Source organism: Endozoicomonas sp. 8E (assembly GCF_032883915.1).
Classification (GTDB): Bacteria; Pseudomonadota; Gammaproteobacteria; order Pseudomonadales; family Endozoicomonadaceae; genus Endozoicomonas_A.
In genome coordinates, this window is sequence record NZ_CP120717.1 from 1,472,687 (window position 1) to 1,491,333 (window position 18,647).

At 48.4% G+C, this 18,647-nt stretch carries 21 protein-coding genes; all 21 read left to right on the top strand.

Annotated features, from left to right (window positions below):
• Nucleotides 1-3 precede the first annotated feature (3 nt).
• The 21 genes from P6910_RS05240 (at nt 4) to flgA (ending at nt 18,618) form a co-directional block, all read left to right on the top strand.
• Nucleotides 4-645, top strand: a complete 642-nt coding sequence (locus P6910_RS05240; RefSeq protein ID WP_317145231.1) for a flagellar hook assembly protein FlgD — start codon at nt 4-6, stop codon at nt 643-645.
• Nucleotides 646-666: 21 nt separating this feature from the next.
• Complete coding sequence (flgE, locus tag P6910_RS05245; protein ID WP_317145232.1) at nt 667-1,887, top strand: flagellar hook protein FlgE; 1,221 nt, start codon at nt 667-669, stop codon at nt 1,885-1,887.
• Nucleotides 1,887-2,621, top strand: coding sequence for a flagellar basal-body rod protein FlgF (gene flgF, locus P6910_RS05250; RefSeq protein WP_317145233.1), 735 nt, complete (start codon nt 1,887-1,889; stop codon nt 2,619-2,621). The genes flgE and flgF overlap by 1 nt, the downstream gene beginning before the upstream one ends.
• 40 nt (nt 2,622-2,661) lie before the next feature.
• Nucleotides 2,662-3,447 (top strand): flagellar basal-body rod protein FlgG, encoded by a 786-nt coding sequence (flgG, locus tag P6910_RS05255; protein ID WP_317145234.1) that lies wholly within the window; start codon nt 2,662-2,664, stop codon nt 3,445-3,447.
• 53 nt (nt 3,448-3,500) lie between these two features.
• On the top strand, nt 3,501-4,211 hold the full coding sequence (locus P6910_RS05260) for a flagellar basal body L-ring protein FlgH (protein ID WP_317145235.1): 711 nt from the start codon (nt 3,501-3,503) through the stop codon (nt 4,209-4,211).
• A 62-nt stretch (nt 4,212-4,273) separates the two neighbouring features.
• Nucleotides 4,274-5,359 (top strand): flagellar basal body P-ring protein FlgI, encoded by a 1,086-nt coding sequence (locus P6910_RS05265; RefSeq protein WP_317145236.1) that lies wholly within the window; start codon nt 4,274-4,276, stop codon nt 5,357-5,359.
• A 26-nt stretch (nt 5,360-5,385) separates the two neighbouring features.
• Nucleotides 5,386-5,718 (top strand): rod-binding protein, encoded by a 333-nt coding sequence (locus P6910_RS05270; protein ID WP_317145237.1) that lies wholly within the window; start codon nt 5,386-5,388, stop codon nt 5,716-5,718.
• Between the two features lie 14 nt (nt 5,719-5,732).
• Nucleotides 5,733-7,364 (top strand): flagellar hook-associated protein FlgK, encoded by a 1,632-nt coding sequence (flgK, locus tag P6910_RS05275; protein ID WP_317145238.1) that lies wholly within the window; start codon nt 5,733-5,735, stop codon nt 7,362-7,364.
• Nucleotides 7,365-7,385: 21 nt separating this feature from the next.
• Nucleotides 7,386-8,294, top strand: coding sequence for a flagellar hook-associated protein FlgL (flgL, locus tag P6910_RS05280; RefSeq protein WP_317145239.1), 909 nt, complete (start codon nt 7,386-7,388; stop codon nt 8,292-8,294).
• A 103-nt stretch (nt 8,295-8,397) separates the two neighbouring features.
• On the top strand, nt 8,398-8,706 hold the full coding sequence (gene flgM, locus P6910_RS05285; RefSeq protein WP_317145240.1) for a flagellar biosynthesis anti-sigma factor FlgM: 309 nt from the start codon (nt 8,398-8,400) through the stop codon (nt 8,704-8,706).
• On the top strand, nt 8,678-9,187 hold the full coding sequence (locus P6910_RS05290) for a flagellar protein FlgN (RefSeq protein ID WP_317145241.1): 510 nt from the start codon (nt 8,678-8,680) through the stop codon (nt 9,185-9,187). The genes flgM and P6910_RS05290 overlap by 29 nt, the downstream gene beginning before the upstream one ends.
• 5 nt (nt 9,188-9,192) lie before the next feature.
• Nucleotides 9,193-10,086 carry an OmpA family protein gene (locus P6910_RS05295; protein WP_317145242.1) on the top strand — a complete coding sequence of 298 codons (894 nt, stop codon included), beginning with the start codon at nt 9,193-9,195 and terminating at the stop codon, nt 10,084-10,086.
• A 98-nt stretch (nt 10,087-10,184) separates the two neighbouring features.
• Complete coding sequence (fliE, locus tag P6910_RS05300) at nt 10,185-10,505, top strand: flagellar hook-basal body complex protein FliE (RefSeq protein WP_317145243.1); 321 nt, start codon at nt 10,185-10,187, stop codon at nt 10,503-10,505.
• Nucleotides 10,506-10,519: 14 nt separating this feature from the next.
• Entirely contained in the window at nt 10,520-12,169 is a 1,650-nt protein-coding gene (gene fliF, locus P6910_RS05305) for a flagellar basal-body MS-ring/collar protein FliF (protein ID WP_317145244.1), read from the top strand.
• Entirely contained in the window at nt 12,162-13,184 is a 1,023-nt protein-coding gene (gene fliG, locus P6910_RS05310) for a flagellar motor switch protein FliG (RefSeq protein ID WP_317145245.1), read from the top strand. Before fliF ends, fliG begins: the two co-directional genes overlap by 8 nt.
• A 51-nt stretch (nt 13,185-13,235) precedes the next feature.
• Nucleotides 13,236-13,994 (top strand): FliH/SctL family protein, encoded by a 759-nt coding sequence (locus P6910_RS05315; RefSeq protein ID WP_317145246.1) that lies wholly within the window; start codon nt 13,236-13,238, stop codon nt 13,992-13,994.
• Complete coding sequence (locus P6910_RS05320; RefSeq protein ID WP_317145247.1) at nt 13,994-15,322, top strand: FliI/YscN family ATPase; 1,329 nt, start codon at nt 13,994-13,996, stop codon at nt 15,320-15,322. The genes P6910_RS05315 and P6910_RS05320 overlap by 1 nt, the downstream gene beginning before the upstream one ends.
• Entirely contained in the window at nt 15,319-15,738 is a 420-nt protein-coding gene (locus P6910_RS05325; protein WP_317145248.1) for a hypothetical protein, read from the top strand. The genes P6910_RS05320 and P6910_RS05325 overlap by 4 nt, the downstream gene beginning before the upstream one ends.
• 380 nt (nt 15,739-16,118) lie before the next feature.
• Nucleotides 16,119-17,102, top strand: coding sequence for an ImmA/IrrE family metallo-endopeptidase (locus P6910_RS05330; RefSeq protein ID WP_317145249.1), 984 nt, complete (start codon nt 16,119-16,121; stop codon nt 17,100-17,102).
• 21 nt (nt 17,103-17,123) lie between these two features.
• Entirely contained in the window at nt 17,124-17,762 is a 639-nt protein-coding gene (locus P6910_RS05335; protein WP_317145250.1) for a hypothetical protein, read from the top strand.
• Nucleotides 17,763-17,889: 127 nt separating this feature from the next.
• Nucleotides 17,890-18,618 carry a flagellar basal body P-ring formation chaperone FlgA gene (gene flgA / locus P6910_RS05340; protein ID WP_317145251.1) on the top strand — a complete coding sequence of 243 codons (729 nt, stop codon included), beginning with the start codon at nt 17,890-17,892 and terminating at the stop codon, nt 18,616-18,618.
• Nucleotides 18,619-18,647 lie beyond the last annotated feature (29 nt).

Sequence of the window (18,647 nt, forward strand, 5' to 3'; positions counted from 1 at the left end):
ATTATGACAGGCATTAATTCGGTTTCATCTGGCAGCAGCGTTAACGCTGTGAACAATGACAGCAGAACGCTACAGGTCAATCAGGATCAGTTTATCGAACTGTTCATTGCACAATTGAACAACCAGGACCCGCTGGCGCCGATGGACACCAACCAGATGCTGACACAGCTTTCCCAAATATCCTCTGTTGAAAGCCTCAACTCTATTGATGATCGAATTGGTGGTCTGACCAGTTCGCTTCAGCAGTCCCAGTCTCTGGGGGCTGCCGGACTGGTTGGCAAAGAAGTCTGGGTTGATTCCAATAGCCTGTCGGTAGAAGAAAAAGGTCAATACAGCGGGCGAACCGAGCTGCAGGTCAATGCTTCGGACGTTCTTATCAGGGTTTATACGGCCGATGGTAGCCTGGTTCAGTCCAAATCACTGGGACAGCAGTCGGCAGGCATTATTCCATTCACTCTGGATGATCTTGCTCCCGGGCAATACACAGTCACTGCGACCGGAGTCAACGGTAATGAAGCCTACAGCGGTAAGCTGTCTATGAAATCTACAGTGACTGGTATCAATATGACCAGTTCCGGAAGTGAATTAAGGCTTGAAGGCATGGGATCTGTGCCACTGTCTTCTATCTCAACAATTGGCAAATAAGACTGTCAGGGAGGGTGGGGAATGTCGTTTAGAATCGGGTTGACCGGATTAAATGCTGCACAGCAGGATCTGGAAATAGTCAGTAATAATATCGCCAACAGTAATACTATTGGCTTTAAAGGTTCCCGTGCAGAATTTTCTGATGTTTATGCCTCTTCAATAGGTGGCGGTAATGGTCAGGTAGCAGGTGTTGAGGTGGCATCTATCAGCCAGCAGTTCTCACAGGGCAGTATCACTTCAACAGATAATGCGCTTGATATGGCGGTTAATGGTCAGGGTTTTTTTGTCGTAAATGACAATGGCCAAATGAATTACACCAGAGCCGGTTTCTTCCAGTTAGATGCCAATAATAATGTGGTCAATAATAAGGGCCTGAGGCTTCAGGGGTATTCAGCGGATGCATCAGGCAACGTACTGGCTGGTACCCAGACTGACCTGAAAATCAACCAGACCTCTATACCCGCCCAGGCTACTACCGATGTGGTGACGCTTGCCAATCTGGATGCCAGAACGGATGCCATCACGCCTGCTGTGGCAATAGACCCAACCAACCGGTCTACCTTTAATTCCACCATGGCATTTAATGTTAATGACAGTCTGGGTGGATCGCACACCGTCAGTATGTATTTTGCAAAGACTGCAGATAACGCCTGGAACATTGAATATTATTTTGATGGGCAGGGGCCGGACCTGACTCAGCCGGTCACATTTAATAACGATGGAACACTGGCAACCCCTGTTGGCGGCGCGGTAACGCTGGGTATTCCAGCCGGGGATGCGCGACTGTCCGGTGCTGACGCGATGAGCTTCAATATCGATTTTTCAGATTTCACTCAGTTGGGCACTGACTCATCGGTAAACCGGGTAACCCAGAATGGTTTTCCTCCGGGCTCACTCAACGGTATTCAGATTACTGCAGACGGTATTCTTCAGGCTCTTTACTCCAACGGACAAACCCAGGTTCAGGGGCAGATCGTTCTGGCCGATTTTGCTAACGACAGTGGTTTGATTCCAATGGGGGACAGCCTCTGGCAATCAAGCTTTGCTTCAGGTAATGCTGCTTTGGGTATTCCGGGAGCGGGTGTTATGGGTTCCCTGGAGTCAGGAGCACTGGAACAATCCAATGTCGACATCTCTTTGCAACTGGTGCGTTTGATTGAGGCCCAGAGTAACTATCAGGCCAATGCCAAAACCATTGAAACCAGTAACAATCTTACTCAGGCACTGATGAATATTATCTAATGGATAAAGTTCTATATATCAGCACAGCCGGAGCCAATCTGGCCATGCAAGCCCAACAGGTACATGCCAATAACCTGGCTAATGTCTCTACTCCCGGATTCCGCCGGGACTTTGTCAGCAGTATGGCCGTGGAAATGAAGGGTGATGGCCTTGAAGCGCGGGTGATGCCCAAAATGCGTGGACTCGGTAGTCGTTTTGCCAGCGGTGCAATGGAGACTACCGGTCGTGCAATGGATGTTGCGATCAGTGGCAGTGGCTGGTTTGCAGTCCAGGGGAGTGATGGCAATGAAGCTTATACCCGTGCCGGACAGTTAAAAATAGATGATGAAGGTAATGTACTGACAGCCGGTGGGCTTGCCGTGATCGGAGATGGCGGGCCTCTTCAGTTACCGGATAATCAGTCTGTCACCTTTGGTGTAGACGGCACGGTAAGTATTGTGCCTGCTGAGGGCGGCAATCCTGTTCAGGTAGGCCAGTTAAAGCTGGTGAATCCGGGTATTACAGAAATTAGCAAAGGTGCAGACGGGCTTTTTCGTTCGATTGAAGGTGGAGAGCTTGAAGCAGATCCACAAGTCAGGCTGCGAAGTGGTTTTCTTGAGGGCAGCAATGTTAATGCTTTGGAAGAAATGGTGTCGTTTTTAAGTCTCAGCCGACAGTTTGAGGCCCAGATGAAGCTGATGAAAACCGCTGGCGACATGGCTTCCGCAGGTGACCGTTTAGTCAGAGATCAGTAACTGACAGCAGATAACAACTTATAGCTCAAAGGATGAGTCTATGAATCCCTCATTATGGGTCAGTAAAACAGGGCTGGCTGCTCAGGAAAAGCAGATGGCCATCATTTCCAACAACCTGGCCAACGTCAATACCATCGGTTTCAAACGGGATCGGGCCAGCTTTGAAGATCTCTTTTATCACATTGAAAAACAGCCGGGGGCGCTGTCAGACCAGGACAATGAACTGCCTTCCGGCCTGCAGATAGGCACCGGCGTAAAAGTTACCGGAACCCAGAAAGTGTTTACTCCCGGCAGTTATGAAACCACGAAACAGGCACTGGATGTGGCGATCATCGGTAATGGTTTTTTTCAGTTTACTCAACCAGACGGAACTGCTGCATTCTCCAGAAATGGTCAGTTTCATCTGAATGGAGATGGTCAAATAGTGAATGCCAGTGGTTTGCCCCTGGAGCCCGGCATTACCCTACCCGCTGACGCTACCGGAATCAGTATTAGTGAAGATGGCATTGTTATGGCAACTGTTCAGGGGCAGGTTGAACCGACAGAAATAGGCCAGATCACCGTTGTTAATTTTGTTAATCCGGCTGGCCTGGTGGCTCTGGGGGGGAATCTGTACCTGCAATCCAACGCCAGTGGTGATCCGGTAGAAGGCACTGCAGGTGAGGGAGGTCTGGGCTCGCTGAAACAGTTTACTCTGGAAACATCCAATGTCAGCTCAGTGGAAGAGTTGGTCAATATGATATCAGCACAACGGGCCTATGAAATGAATTCCAAGGTCATAGCAGCGGCTGATGAAATGATGCAGTTCGTTAACCAGACTCTTTAACAGGGCTCGATAGAGGGCAGGGAATGAGACTTCTGTGTTTTATAGCCATATTCATGTTGTTTGGTTGTTCGACTCTACCCCGTCAGGGGGACACCCAACCTGCTGGCAATCAACAGCAAGTGACAGAGCGTCCTGAACCTGAAGCGGAAAAAATGGCTGTCGAAAAAGTGGCCTTTCAAAAGGGGAACTCTGACAACGAAGCTGTTTATCCCACTGGCAGTCTCTTTAATGCCAACTATGGGAACTTTATGTTCTCAGACCGCCGTGCTTACCGATTGGGCGATATTCTTACCATAGAGCTGGAAGGTACCACGAATATCAGTATGAGTGGTTTGAGTAATGTCAACAAAAATAATGCCATCAGCATTCCTGATCCGACTCTGCTTGGTAAAAGCAGCGCATCGATTCTTGGCGGGGGCAGATCTCTGGCATTCGAAATTCAGCCTTCCAGAACGTACGGAGGCAATACTTCCGCCAGCCGTGGTAATAGCCTGAAAGGTAATATAGCCGTGAAGGTGGTCGAGGTTTTCAGCAATGGCACCCTCAGGGTCGAGGGAGAAAAATGGCTGACCATCAATTCGGGTAAGGAGTTGATCAAGATCAGCGGGCTGGTCCGGCCGGAAGATATCAAAACGGATAACAAGGTTTCGTCTGAGCGACTGGCGGAAGCAAAAATTGATTACGTGGCACTGGGCATTAACTCAGATGCCCATGAACCGGGCTGGGTGAGCAAGATGCTTAACAGTCCATGGTTTCCATTTTGACAGGAGTCGCTATGTCTTTAACGCGATGGGGGTCTTTAACACGATGGGGAATCATTTTTCTCATGCTGGTTTTGGCAGGTAATGCCAGTGCCCGTCGTTTGCTGGATATGGTGGATGTTGAAGGTGTCAGAAATAATCAGCTGATTGGTTACGGTCTGGTGGTGGGGCTTGATGGCACCGGAGATAAATCAGCGTTTACCAAACAGTCGCTGGTGAACATGCTGAGAGAGTTTGGATTGACCATCAGCAGTTCTGATGTGAATTCAAAAAATATTGCAGCGGTCACCGTCCATGCCAGTTTGCCTCCTTTTGCCCGTCCGGGTCAGAAAATCGATGTAACCGTCTCTTCTATTGGTGATGCCAAGAGCCTCAGAGGTGGAACTCTGCTGCTGACACCGATGAAAGGTATCAATGGTGAGGTGTTTGCAGTAGCCCAGGGTAGCCTGATTGTGGGCGGAGTTTCTGCCCAGGGTTTGGCAGGAACGGCGGATGCTCCAGTCGCTGGTAGCCTTATACAGATTAACAGTACCAACGCCGGTCGCATTCCCGGAGGTGCATTGGTTGAGCGTTCGGTAAAGAGCGCTTTCAACTTTGGGGAGCAGCTGGTACTGAATTTAAAAGAACCCAGTTATACCAATGCCCGCAGGGTAGTCACGGCCATTAATGATTACTTTGGCCCCAAAGTCGCCAACGCCAGTAATGGTGTCTCTATTCTGGTCTCGGCTCCCAAAGACAGTAGCCAGCGGGTGGCCTTTATGTCCATGCTGGAAGGGCTGAATGTTGAAACGGCAGATCCGTCGGCACGTATTATTTTCAATTCCAGAACAGGCACTGTGGTTATGGGCGAGCATGTTCGTGTTCGTCCGGCTGCCGTCAGTCATGGCAACCTCGTCGTTAAAGTCCGGCAGGCAACTTCGGTATCACAACCTGGTGCATTCTCTCAGGGAGGTCAAACAGAAGTCATATTAAACAGTGATGTGACAATAGAAGAGCAGAATGCCGCTATCTATATGGTTAAGGAAGGGGTCACTTTGCAAGAAGTGGTCATGGCTATTAATGGTGTTGGGGCGACTCCTACAGACTTGATGTCAATTCTTGAGGCGCTCAAAGCAGCCGGGGCGCTGGAAGCTGAACTCATTGTGATTTAAATGGATTTACAATAAGGGCGTTCGATATGGATATTGGCAGCACTCTGTCGGCTAAACATCTGGCCGGTATTTATCAGCCGGACCCCGGTCAGGGAAAAGCTCCGGAGGATTTGAAAGAAGTAGCAGAAGCCTTTGAAGCCATATTTGTTAACGAGTTACTCAAAAGTATGCGCAGGGCCAATGAAGCGATGATGAGCAGCTCAGACTTGCCGACATCGGGCAAGGATGTGCAGTTTTTCCAGTCAATGTTTGACAGCCAGATTGCCGGACATCTGGGTAAAGAAGGCGGGTTGGGTATCGCTGAGGCATTGGTAAGGCAGCTGGGTGATAAAGACGACTGGCTTAATGCTGAACGTTAATTGGGGTAGATGACATGAGTCTGACACAGATAGGCATTTCTGGATTACAGGCCAGCCAGGCATCGCTTAATGTCGCCAGTAATAATATTGCCAATGCCGAAACAGAAGGTTATAGCCGTCAAAGAGTTTACTGGTACCCGACTTACACTTTGCATCCGGGAATCGGTACCAAGGGAACCGGTGTCAATGCGTCCAGTGTCGAGCGAATAGCCAATAGTTTTCTTACTGCCCAGATGTGGGAGAGCCAATCTCTGGCAGAAAAAACCGCCACTTTTTCAGAATACATCAATTCGCTGGACCAATGGTTGGGCGATGACAGCACCTCTCTTACCTCAGGCCTCGAGAGTTTCTTTACGACGCTCAATGGCGCAACGGTTGATCCTTATTCCAGTGCTGCCAGGCAGGTCATACTTAGCGAAAGTAGTAAGCTGGCTCAGCAGTTTACGACACTGAATAACCAAATTGCGGGTCATCAGGGTCTGGTCGGGCGGCAGCTGGAGGCTTCGGTGGCAGAAGCGAATGGTTTGCTGGCAAATATTGCAGGCTTTAATGACCAGCTGAAGAAGATCAGTGCCAGTGGTGAGGCTGCTAACGAGATGTTTGACCAGCGGGATCTGGCCGTCAAAGAATTATCAAAGCTGATGGGCATCAATGTTCTGGAGCAGTCAGATGGCAGTATTAATATTTATCTGAAATCAGGGCAGCCACTGCTGGTCGGTGATCAGAGAAACAACCTGAATGTGAGCGGATCAGCCAGCAACCCTGATGGCTTTTCATTGGAGTTTGAAAGTGATTCTGCCTCTCTAAAGGTACAAGGTGATCCGGGAGGCAGCATTGGTGGCATGCTGAATTACCAGAATGGCACTTTAACACAGGCTCAAAATGAGATTGGGCGCCTGGCAGTAGTCATATCATCAACGATCAATGCCCAGCTCCGACTTGGGGAAGATGTTAATGGCAACGCCGGTGTCGACCTTTTTTCTGATCTGACAAATCCTGCCAGTGGTATATTTTCCCTGGACGTTGTCTCTACCGCAGTGTCTGATATGAGAATTACGGACAGTTCCCAACTCAAAGCCAGCGACTATGATCTGCGGGTAGATAACACCGGCAACTATGTCATTACCCGTTTGAACGACGGGGTTCAATTCAGTGGCAGCTTATCCGGTGCCGGTACCGATACCCTGAGCTTTGATGGTGTTGAAATTGATATCAACGGCGCCGCCACAGACCAGGCTTACCGGTTGTCACCGGTGCGTTATGGCGCAAGAGACCTGGATGCGGTTCTGACGGAACCTTTTGCTCTGGCTCTGGCAGCACCAGGTGGCGGCGTGGCGGATAATTCGAACTTGCAGACAATTATTCAGCTTCAGAATGACGCTCTGATAGAAGGGCAAAGTAGTCTGACTGAAAGCTATACCCGGTTTATTGGCGATATTGCGGTGCAGACTTCTCAGGCGAAAACAGAAGCCGATGGCGGTAAAAAACTGTTTGAGCAGGCTGAAGCGAGCCGCAATGCTTATAGTGGTGTCAATCTGGATGAAGAAGCCGCCAACCTTCTGCGCTTTCAGCAACTATACAGTGCCAATGCTCAGGTAATTTCAGTGGCCCGGCAGACATTTGATTCATTGCTGAGAATGTTCTGATAAAGACAGGGAGCCGAACACATGCGTATCAGCAGCATCAATTTCAATAATATTATGCTCAGGGCTATGCAGGACAGTATGGCCAGACTGGCTGTAACCACTGACCAGATGGCAAGCGGAAAACGTATCTTGCAACCATCGGATGACTCCGTTGATACAGTAAAAATTCTTCAGATCAATAATGAATTAACGGCAATAGGACAGTATGAAGATAATATTGATTCGGCGAGGAGAATGCTGCAACAGCAAGATGTTTTATACAGTGGAATGACTGAGCAACTGCGGCGTGCCAGAGACATTGTTTTGCAGTCCAGTAACGGAACCCTGACTGACCAGGACTATGTGCCACTGGCAGAGGAGCTGAATACGATTAATCAGTCTATCTTGAGCCTGGCCAATTATCAGCAGGCAGACGGACAATATATTTTCTCCGGAAGCCTGAGCACCCAGAAGCCTGTTGATGAAGTCGCTGGTGATTATTCATTCAATGGCAATAATAACCTTCGTCAGGTCAATATCAGTGGCTCTGCCCTGGTGACAGTCAATGAGTCAGCAGAAAATCTGTTTTTTGACCCAACCGCTACACCACCAACGGATAGTGTCTTTGATGCTCTGTCTGATGCAGTGGATGAACTGAGAAACCCTGTGAGTTTAAACACCGCTCTCTCTGACGCATTGATATGGATCGATGACACTCTGGACAGGGTAGGGATCGCCCAGACCAAGGCTGGCAGTAATCAGAGTGTGCTTGACCGGGTGGGTGAAAGTCATGCCGATATCAAACTGATGATGGAAAAGCTTCATTCATCCCTTGAAGATATTGATATGGCAAAGGCTGCTACCGATCTGGCCCAGCAGCAAACCCTGCTCAATGCCAGCCAGCAGGTTTATGCCAACATCAAGCAGTTGTCTCTGTTCAATTATTTCTGACGGGCCATTGGCAAAAAAAAAATCCCCATTTCAGGGGGTTTAAGATTTTTTGACACCTTGCCGATTGGAGTTCTGTACCCATCACATACGAGTGGTGATAAGAATGCCGGGAATAAATCGCACTGGGCCAAAAAAAGCGGCTAGTCCAATAGCAAATCAGCATGCAGTCAAGAATGATGCTAAAAATGTCGAGCCCCCTAAAGTCAATAATGATCGTTTGCAGCTGAGCGGTGAAGCCCAGAATATTGAAGAACTGTTCCAGTCTCTGTCAGCAATAGATGAAATTGACAGTAAAAAAGTGGAGAGCATTCGGCGCGCCATTAAAAAAGGTGAGATGCCGGTCGATTATCAAGTGCTTGCCAATAAAATTCTGGAGCTTTCCGATGACTTTGATGACCACAGAAAAGAATGACAATAAAAGTGGTACTTACAGCGTTTCTGCCGAAAAAAAACTGCTGGATAATATTCGTGATGCACTGGCTTTAACCCGCAAGCTTGAAGCTGTTCTGAGCAAGGCCCATAACCTGATGCTGGAAAGGAATATTGCAGCTCTGGAAACTCATCTGGAAACTCAGGTCAAACTGTTGGACATGCTGCATCTGAATGCTTCTCTGCGAGAGCACTATCTGAAAGAAGCGGGGCTGTCACCAGACCCGGCAGGTATACGAACTTTTCTGCAAATTATATCTTCTACCCCCAAGTCTGAAACCACACTGAAACAATGGCAGCAACTGGAAATCACAGCAGGTCGCTGCCGCAGTTTGAATCAGGCAAACGGCAAACTGCTGAGTCGTTTGGCTGCCAGCACTAACCAGATTATTGATGTGGTTTTTTCCAGTCAGGAACCTGCGCCCTATAACCAACAGGGTATCTGCGAAAGAAAGCTGGGCTGATCAGCATGTTGTTTTCTGATGATTTGCGGCGATTTCAGAAACTGTTGATTTTTGGCCTCGCGATTTTTGGCTTCTCCTTGCTGCTGCTTTCCCGATCATCAGCCAACTCAGTCAGAGAATTCCCCCAGGAACTCAGTCTCCATAAGTGGGAGTTGACCACTTCCCGTTTCGAGTGTCGCATGAACAGCAAAGTGACGGGGCTGGGGAGTATCGTTTTGAATGCGGCTGCCGGAGGCGTGCATTATATAACCCTAGAACCGGATTTTTTCATTAAAGAAGCCCGGCATATTCGTGTTGGGGTTCAGCAATCACCCTGGCGTCACAGTCATTATCTGAACGCTCTCGGCGGTGTGGAAGCAGGGCCGGATAAACAGTTTGAAATGAGAATCAATGTTGCCCGCGTTGTGGAAGATATGCAGCAGGGTCATCAGCTGGTTATTGAGATTGAGAGGGAAGCAGTTAAACCTGTTCATATTAAAATACCCGCTATGAATTTCCAAAAAACAGCAGCAACATTTTATAAATGTTATGGTGAATTGCTGGCTCTGAACTACCAACAGGCAAAAGAAACACTGTTCTATTATTCCTCTTCAGGATCTCGTATAAGCTCTGAGCAGTTATCACATCTTGATGACCTGGCCACCTATATTCTGGTGGATAAAAGTGTAACCAATGTCGCCATTGACGCTCACACAGATTCCCGGGGTGACAGGCTGGAAAACCTGCAACTGTCAAAAGTGCGTGCAAGCCGGATTTATAGATATTTACGAGCAAAAGGTATCCCCGAACAGCGTCTTACCATGCGCTTTCATGGTGACCGCTATCCTGTAGCCACCAATGCCACTGTTGCAGGAAGAAATAAAAACCGACGGGTAAAGATTACCCTGAGCCGCCGATAAATAATTCTGACAATAAATCGTCAACTACGAAAGAGCCTGCTCTCACCAAGCTCTTTTACAGAACAATATTTCACAGAACAATAGTGGATGGCGGCTCAATGGACATCAAAGGTCTTAACCCGGATTCCCTCAGTGTACTCCTGAAAAACCGACCTGCTCCGATTTTACCTTCCGCCATTGAATCTGAAGGCGTGACTACCAGTGGTTTTGGCAATCTGCTGCAACAGGCCATCGAAAAGGTTAATGATCTGCAACAACAGTCCAGCGGCATGATGCACAAGATTGAAACCGGGGAAAGTGATGACCTCATGGGCACCATGATTGCCATGCAGAAATCCAGTATTTCCTTTCAGGCATTGATGCAGGTCCGCAATAAGGCAGTAACTGCTTACGAAGACATCATGCGTATGCAGATTTAAGGTAGAAAAATACCATGGCAGAATCAGATACAAAGGCTGCCCCGGAGCCGGCACCAGAAGAAAAAGAAGTGAAGCCTGCATGGCGGGAAGCGCTGGACAGGGCCAACAGGGTGGTGAAAAAAAATCGCCGCTATCAGGTGGTGCTGATGGTGTTATTTGCGGTTTCTGTTGCCCTGATGTCGGTTTTCTGGCTCTGGTCACAATCTCCGGATTATCAGCCACTGTACGGCAATCAGGAACTCTATGATGTGGCCAGTGTGGTCAATGTGCTGGATCAAAATAATATTGCTTATAAAATTCACCCTGCTTCGGGTCAGGTCATGGTGGATGTCGGAAGACTCTCTGATGCCCGTATGCAGCTGGCTGTATCCGGAGTCCAGGCAAGAATGCCGGAAGGACTGGAAACTCTGGATGGGCAGGAGATCGGTACCAGCCAGTTTGTGGAAAATGTTCGTTACCGGCGCGGTCTCGAAGGCGAGCTGGCTCAGACCATTATCAGCTTGAAACCCGTCCGCAATGCCCGAATCCACCTGGCTCTGCCCAAACAGAGCAGCTTTATTCGCAAACAGGGAAAACCATCGGCCTCGGTGTTTGTCGATCTGTTTCCAGGGTATAGATTGAGCAATGAGCAGATTGAAGGCATCGTGAATCTGGTGGCTGCCAGTGTCGCTAATATGAATCGCAGCGATGTTTCTGTGATTGACCAGTCCGGCAAGCTGCTTTCTTCAGATGTATTACTGGGTAACAGCGTGCTCAGTGAAGCCAGTAAACAGTTGGACTTTAAGCGTCAGGTTGAGGCTCATTTCCAGCAGCGCATAAGTGCCCTGCTTGAGCCACTGGTGGGTGCTGCTAATTTCAGGGCTCAGGTCAGCGCCAATGTGGATTTCGAACAGGTCGTACAGACGGTTGAGCAATATGATCCCGGTGCTCCTGTGTTAAGAAGTGAGCAGGGAAGGGAAGTGGCAACCAGTGGGCTGGGAGCCAGAGGCATACCAGGTGCTCTCAGTAATCAGCCACCGAATGAAGAAGGGCAGGCTGAAGAAGAGCAAAGCAGTAATATCCAGTCAGAGTTTGTCCGCAATTATGAAGTGGACAAAGTGATCAGGCAGGTGGCTAATCATCAGGGCAGAGTACAGAAACTCAGCGTTGCCGTCGTTCTCAATGAGCAGCCCGATGAAGCTCTGGGTATTGGCGACTGGGATCAGGCAAGAATTGCCACGATTCAACAAATGATCATCGATGCAACAGGCATTGATCAGGCCCGTGGTGATCAGATCAGTATCCATACCGCACCCTTTGTGCCAGTCACTCATGTTGAGCCTGTCGGGCTGGCCTGGTGGCAACAGCCGCAGGTTCTCTACTTCGTCAAATATGGTTGCGGCACTTTGCTGGGTATTCTGGTGATTATGTTCCTTTTAAGACCCATGATGAAACAGATCACCCTCAAGATGAACGAGCCAGAAGTAATACCTCAAATAACTCAGGAAACTGAAACCCAGTTCGACGAAAAAGGCAGGAAAGTGATATTTGATGACACCTTTGATCTTTTGCCGCCTGAGTTGGCTGATTTTGAAACTCAGGTGACTCAGATGCGAGAGTTGTCGACCAAGGCACCTGCCAGGGTAGCACAGGTTATCAAGTTATGGATGAACAGCTATGAGTGAAAATCAAAGAACTCTGCCATCAAGGCCGCCGACTCCTAAAGACATAGCTATCCTGCTTCTCAGTTTGGGAGAAAAAGGAGCGGCGCAGGTATTCAAACACCTTAGCCAACGGGAAGTTCGACAGATCAGCACGACCATGGCGACCATCTCACCATTGAAAAGAGATCAGGTTCAGGAGGTGCTGGACCTGTTTTTCCACACCTATCGTTACGACAGTGCCTTGTCTGGTTCCTCAAAAGGCTATCTTAGCAAGACCTTAAAGCTGGCCCTGGGTGATAAAGAAGCAAAAGGGGTCATGGACTCTATTTTCGGCGGTGAGAGCAATAGTCTGGAAGCGATGAAATGGATGGACTCGGGAACCATCACTGAACTGATTGTTGATGAGCACCCACAACTTCAGGCGGTGGTATTGACCTATCTGGGAGCCACGCAGGCTACCGACGTATTGATGCGCCTTCCAGCCAAGAATCATCAGGATTTATTGTCACGAGTCGCTCGACTGCAAGAATTACACCCATCTATTATCGAAGAGCTTAACATTATATTTGATGCCAATGTCGGCAAAATGAGCACCAGCCAGAATACGACCGTCAGTGGTCTTCGTCAGGTGGCCGATATAATGAACCGGATGAATGATACTTCGGTGCAGAATCTGTTGAGTTACTTTAAGGAGCAGGACAAGAAACTGGCTGAGCAGATTGAACAACAGATGTTCCTCTTTGAACACCTTATGCGCCTCGATGAAGACGCGCTGCGTAAGGTCATGGCGGAGGTCAGCCAGGATATTCTGGCTCTGGCGCTCAAGGGGGCTGCTCAGGAGATGGTTGATTCTGTGGTAGGTACCATGACCAAACGAAGCGCCAAATTCCTGCTTGAAGATATTGAAAACCTCGGCCCGGTGCGTGCCAGTCAGGTTCAGTCTGCCCGAAATGATGTGCTTCGGGCAGCGCGACAGCTGGCTGCATCCGGTGAGATAGAGCTGAGCTTTAATGATGAGGACGAGATGATCGGGTAATGCCAATCAATATCCATCACGTTTTTCATAATACTAACAGCAGGTTGGTTCATGACAAACAGACAAAAAATATGGCAGCCTGAAACAGCTGCCTTCAAACGGTTTCTCTTTCCGGTCCATCGCAAGCCGGGGGAAGTTCAGAGTTCAGAGATAGATCAACAAACTGCCGACCACAGCGCTTTCCAGCCTGAAGAAACGGTTCAAAATAAAGTGCCAGCCACCCGGGAATCCATTGAGCCCTCTGCTGAAGTATTGCAGAGTATTCTGGAGCAGGGTATTGAGAAAGGCTATGCCAAAGGTGTGGAAGAAGGCCGCCGAATGGGCTTTGAAGAAGGAAGAGAGCTGGGCGTCAGAGAAGGTGGGCGTATTGCTACTGAGGAGCAGAAAAAACTGGTATCCCTGCTGCGAAAAGAAATGTCTGAATTTCGCTCTGGTGGCAATTATGGCGGCGACGAAAAGATCAGCTGGCTGGGAAAAGTTATAGAAGAAACCTGTCGTCAGGTAGTGCGCCGGGAACTGATGACTTCTCCGGAACAGATAGTCTCTGTAGTCAGGGAAACTCTGAGTATCATGCCTGAGGATGCTCAGTACACCATTCATGTGAATCCGGTCAATGCGGAGTTGCTCAAGAAACTCAAACCAGATTTTGGTGCGGCCTGGCAGGTCGTCGAAGATCATGAATTACAAATGAACGACTGCCGGATTATTTCCAGCCAGACAGAAGCGGAAGCACGCATGGAATCCCGGCTGGTGGAGTGTCTCGATATCATTCGTGAAAACTTGCCTGCTGCAATGGAGGACGCAGGTTAATGCCTCTTTCTGATGATCTTATTGAAAAACTGAAGACCGTACCTGTTGCCAAATTATCCGGAAAGATCTCAGCTATAAAAGGTCTTCTTCTGGAAGCGCAGGGATTACGATTACCCATTGGTCAACTTTGTCATATCAATATGCGCAGTGGTCGTCAGGTAGAAGCAGAAGTGGTTGGATTTGACGGTGCCAGTCAGTTTCTGATGCCCCTCTCAACGACAATGGAAGGCCTGGCTGCCGGAGATAGAATCATTCCCGTTTCTCTCAATCACACCATGCCTGTGGGGGAAGAACTGTTAGGGCGGGTGGTAGATGCTATGGGTAAGCCGCTTGATTCCAGTGCCTTGACTCTGTCTGACCGAATCTCAATCCATTCACCCCCCCTTAACCCTATGATCAGGAGGCCGGTCGATGAGCCACTGGAAGTGGGAGTGAGAGTGATCGACAGTTTGCTGACTTTAGGAAAAGGGCAAAGAGTAGGATTGTTTGCTGGCAGTGGAGTGGGCAAAAGCACGTTGATGGGCATGATGACCCGTAATACCCGGGCGGATGTTACGGTTGTCGGTCTGATCGGTGAACGTAGTCGGGAAGTGAAGGAGTTTGTGGATCAGATTCTGGGTATGGAAGGTCGGGAAAAAGCAGTTGTGGTGGCATCACCCGGTGACGAATCGCCCGTGCGCAGAATTCGTGCTGCACTCTATTGTCATCAAATTGCCGAGTATTTCAGAGACCAGGGTAAATCAGTTCTGCTGCTGATGGACTCCCTTACCCGTTACGCCCAGGCTCACCGTGAAATCGCGCTGGCTGTGGGTGAAGCTCCGGCTGCAAAAGGTTTTCCGCCTTCGGTATTCAGTAAGATTCCGATACTGCTGGAGCGGGCCGGAACGGGAACCGGTGAAGGTTCAGTAACGGCCATCTATACCGTACTGGCAGAAGGTGATGATATGCAGGAGCCTGTAGTAGACACTGCCCGCTCCATTCTGGATGGACATATTGTGCTAAGTCGTGAGCTGGCGGAAAGAGGGCATTTCCCGGCCATTGACCTGGAGGCCTCTATCAGCAGAACCATGTCTCAGTTGATAACAGAAGAACATGAAACCTGTGCCCAGGTGTTCCGACGTTACCATGCCCGGTATAATGAGTTCAGAGAACTTATGGCTATAGGGGCTTACAAACCCGGAGCTGATCCAGAGCTTGACAAAGCGATTGAACATCGTCCGCAGATGGAGCGTTTCCTCCAGCAGAGCCGATATGAACAGGTTGATCTCTCTGGCAGTGTTCAACAACTGATAAATATCTGGCAGCCTGATCAGGTTGTTACATCATGAGCAAGGTTCAGCGCCTGGAAAAAGCACAGTCCGCACTGGAAAAAAAGAGCCAGTTAACTAAAAGAGAGAAACAGCATGCCGAGCAGAGTCTGGCTTCTCTCAACTCCCAGAAAGAGTTGTTAAATGATGCCCGGAAATCCTGCGATAGTCGTCCTGGAGAAAAACTTTCATCACTATCCTGCTGGGGTCGCAATCAGTTTGTTGAATTACTTGCAGATGTTTCTGTTTTGCTGGAAGAGAAGATAAAAGCAGAGTCTGGAAATCTCGAGCAAATTAACCAGCGGCTGGAAGAAGAGCGCAGAATGACCAGCGGCGTTGAACATTTAAAAAACAAAGAAACCGAAAAACAGCAGCAAAAACAGCTTCGGGATGAACTTCAGGAGACAGATCGACTGCTGCAGCGCACCCCTCGCTAAGTACCTGGCCAGTTGGTTTCGCATATTCTGGCGAGTGGATTTTTTCATCCTTCAAGGCGCAACGACGGGCGCGTAGCCATAGCTACGCAACCAGAGTTGGAACGCAGAAGGATGGAAAAAGCCGCCGTCCAGAATATGAGGAACCAACTGGTTAGGTACTTAATTCTGGTTGGATTTTAAAAAGCCTTAGAGGTGTTCTGAGGCTTTTTTGTGTTTGGGGATTGTACGGTTGCTCCAGTTTTGATTTTGGGCTTTTGCCCCCTTTAACGGCTGCCTATTCTGTTTGGTTTTTAAATTTTCGTGCGCTAGAGTTGGGTCTTGTCGATAACAATATACAATCTCGCGCTGCTTTGAGCTGCTGGCAAAATAAGAGGTAGCCTATGACCGTCGCCAACCCAATGAAAAAATTAGTAGATAGGTTAGCCAGCACAGGTTTTTCCGCTGCTTTTATTAATGATTTGATGCCCGTCTGGTGGGATAAGAGCCTCGAAAAATCAGAACAGTCGATGTTATTGCTCAAGATGCATTTTTCGAAGAATCTCGGGTTGGATCTTGCTTCATTACTCGATAACCGAAGGAGTGTAAAGTTTCAGCTTGCTGAAAATGTCCACTACAAGCTCACCAAAAATAAAAAAGAAGATCAGGTTGTACTTAGTCAATCTCTAGCCAGAAGCATGGCTAAGCTGGTTGCGTCAGCAGCAGTAAGGGGATATAAGCCTTTGCCTAAAAATGCTGGTTTGATCCGGCAGAAGATATTAAAAGACCACCCTTGGACGGGATTTGATAACCTGGTTGATTATTGCTGGAGTCGTGGTATTCCTGTCATTTATTTGAGCCGTTTACCCAAAGGTGCAAAGAAGTTTGAAGGCATGGTTGTTGACGTTGATGGTCGGCCAGTAATAGTGTTGGCCAAGAAAAGTAGCGACCCTTCATGGCAACTCTTTGTCCTCGCTCATGAAATAGGTCACATTGGTTGCGGTCATGTGAAAGAGGGTGCTGGCTACCTTGATGAAGTTGTTGACAGTGATGACGATAATCCCAAAGAAAAAGAGGCAACGGCATACGGCTTAAAACTTCTTACAGGTAGTAGTCGTACCCCGATTGGCCCAAAAAGTGGGGGACTGACAGGTCGCCAGTTGGCAAAGGCATCCAAAGATTATGGACGAAAGCACCAGGTTGAGCCGGGGCACATTGCACTGAACTACGCGCATAACCAGAACTTTATAGCTGTTGGCAACGCTGCGTTGAAAACTATAGGCGGCCATTACGATGCTGTTGAGTATGTCAGGGACGCTCTTAAGCAAAACATTGATGAAACAGAAATCCCCAAAGATAGCAGGTACGTTTTGAGTCGTCTTGTATAACCCAAAAGGTGTAATGGGTAAATGTTCGGTTTGATCGATACCGATGCTGCTTATAAACTTTCTTGCTGCCGCCTTCTGGATGAAGCATCTACGTACTTAAAGTTAAGTGGCTTCCGTGCTCTTGAAGCAATGCCTCATGTGGTTGAAAAACAAATATTTGGTGATAAACAATACGGATACAACAAACCTTCAGTCAGGAGCAGGATCACAAAAGAAGTAAAAGCAATCCCCAGAATGAAAGAAGCACACGTAGAGGATGTCTTTTTGCTGTCTACCTTGCAGGACGCTTTTGACCATGGGGAAGCTTTTTTATTATATAGGGCAATAAAAGATGGGCAAATGTTGCTGGTGAGTGGCGACAAAAGATTCTGCAAGGCGTTGGGGAAAAAGCCGGAAATCTTAAAAGCGTGCTCTCATTTGGAGGGTAAAATGATATGTCTGGAGCACTTGATTCTATGCCTTATCGAATCGTACCAATTCAGGTATGTCTGTGATCGAGTGGCTCCTGCCCGTCACTGCGATACAACCCTCAGGCTTTCTTTCAATCAAGGCGAAGAAAGTCGGGAGGCTTCGGTTGTAGAAGCATTGGTTTCTTTTTCAAAAGATGCTGTAAGATCCCTGGGGAGTTTAGCTTATAGCTATAAGCCCTGGTATGAATAGCTCTCCAGCTCTGCCCCTTACCTCGTTCCCCAAGCTAATAACAAAATCCAGTGGATTGCCCGTTGGCAATCACTGATTTAAAGGTTAACCTGATGCTTCATAAGGTACTTTATGCAGGGAAGCATCCATGCCGCTTTTGATACCGCATTTCAGACCGCTTTTCAGATCATCCATACTCATCGCCTCGCTATTTTCTCCTCACACCGCTTCTGATACAGACCTCGCAAAAGAGATTGAACGCAGAGTTTATCAATCCGTTGAAAAAGCAGTGGCCGGTTTTATTCAATCGATTCCCGGTGCCCGCTATGAACTGAAAGTCCGCCCTCTTTCTTCCAGTAAATCCCGAAGAACCTGCAAAGGCAACCTGTCTGTTTCTGCAGCTTCCGGAGCGCGTCCGCCTGTGGGGGTTGTCAAACGAATTGTAGAATGCCCTGGTGAATGGCGAATGACGGTGATGACTGAAAGTAAGATTTTGGTGCCTGTTATTCACAGTGCTCGTGCTCTGGCCAGAGGGCAGAGGCTGACCAGCGATGTTCTTGTGTTTCGGGAAGCCGATTACAGCAGGCTGAGAGGTCAGTTTTTTACTGAAATCAATGAAATCAGGGGGAGAGTCATCAAACGCAGTATAGGTGCACAGAAACTGATTTCAGCCAATATGCTCGAAAAAGACTATTTGATTCGCAAGGGGGAAATCGTCCAGATTATTGCCGGCGGGAATGGACTAGAGGTTTCTATGTCCGGGGTGTCTCTGGATGATGGCGAAATACAGGAAACCATTCGGGTAAGAAACCGGTCTTCCGGCAAAATTGTGCATGCAGAAGTTATCAGCACAGGAAAGGTTCGAATTCGTCATTAATTTTTTTCTGAATACGCTAATCAGCGTCT

Excerpts from the sequence above, each read along its gene's own strand:
- P6910_RS05265 (WP_317145236.1), top strand. The coding sequence starts at position 4,274 with ATGCTGGTTTTGGCAGGTAATGCCAGTGCCCGTCGTTTGCTGGATATG.
- P6910_RS05240 (WP_317145231.1), top strand. The coding sequence starts at position 4 with ATGACAGGCATTAATTCGGTTTCATCTGGCAGCAGCGTTAACGCTGTG.
- fliG (WP_317145245.1), top strand. The coding sequence starts at position 12,162 with ATGAGTGAAAATCAAAGAACTCTGCCATCAAGGCCGCCGACTCCTAAA.
- P6910_RS05260 (WP_317145235.1), top strand. The coding sequence starts at position 3,501 with ATGTTGTTTGGTTGTTCGACTCTACCCCGTCAGGGGGACACCCAACCT.
- flgA (WP_317145251.1), top strand. The coding sequence starts at position 17,890 with ATGCCGCTTTTGATACCGCATTTCAGACCGCTTTTCAGATCATCCATA.
- P6910_RS05325 (WP_317145248.1), top strand. The coding sequence starts at position 15,319 with ATGAGCAAGGTTCAGCGCCTGGAAAAAGCACAGTCCGCACTGGAAAAA.
- P6910_RS05290 (WP_317145241.1), top strand. The coding sequence starts at position 8,678 with ATGACTTTGATGACCACAGAAAAGAATGACAATAAAAGTGGTACTTAC.
- flgL (WP_317145239.1), top strand. The coding sequence starts at position 7,386 with ATGCGTATCAGCAGCATCAATTTCAATAATATTATGCTCAGGGCTATG.
- P6910_RS05320 (WP_317145247.1), top strand. The coding sequence starts at position 13,994 with ATGCCTCTTTCTGATGATCTTATTGAAAAACTGAAGACCGTACCTGTT.
- fliE (WP_317145243.1), top strand. The coding sequence starts at position 10,185 with ATGGACATCAAAGGTCTTAACCCGGATTCCCTCAGTGTACTCCTGAAA.
- P6910_RS05295 (WP_317145242.1), top strand. The coding sequence starts at position 9,193 with ATGTTGTTTTCTGATGATTTGCGGCGATTTCAGAAACTGTTGATTTTT.
- P6910_RS05330 (WP_317145249.1), top strand. The coding sequence starts at position 16,119 with ATGACCGTCGCCAACCCAATGAAAAAATTAGTAGATAGGTTAGCCAGC.
- flgE (WP_317145232.1), top strand. The coding sequence starts at position 667 with ATGTCGTTTAGAATCGGGTTGACCGGATTAAATGCTGCACAGCAGGAT.
- P6910_RS05270 (WP_317145237.1), top strand. The coding sequence starts at position 5,386 with ATGGATATTGGCAGCACTCTGTCGGCTAAACATCTGGCCGGTATTTAT.
- fliF (WP_317145244.1), top strand. The coding sequence starts at position 10,520 with ATGGCAGAATCAGATACAAAGGCTGCCCCGGAGCCGGCACCAGAAGAA.
- P6910_RS05315 (WP_317145246.1), top strand. The coding sequence starts at position 13,236 with ATGACAAACAGACAAAAAATATGGCAGCCTGAAACAGCTGCCTTCAAA.
- flgM (WP_317145240.1), top strand. The coding sequence starts at position 8,398 with ATGCCGGGAATAAATCGCACTGGGCCAAAAAAAGCGGCTAGTCCAATA.
- flgF (WP_317145233.1), top strand. The coding sequence starts at position 1,887 with ATGGATAAAGTTCTATATATCAGCACAGCCGGAGCCAATCTGGCCATG.
- flgG (WP_317145234.1), top strand. The coding sequence starts at position 2,662 with ATGAATCCCTCATTATGGGTCAGTAAAACAGGGCTGGCTGCTCAGGAA.
- flgK (WP_317145238.1), top strand. The coding sequence starts at position 5,733 with ATGAGTCTGACACAGATAGGCATTTCTGGATTACAGGCCAGCCAGGCA.
- P6910_RS05335 (WP_317145250.1), top strand. The coding sequence starts at position 17,124 with ATGTTCGGTTTGATCGATACCGATGCTGCTTATAAACTTTCTTGCTGC.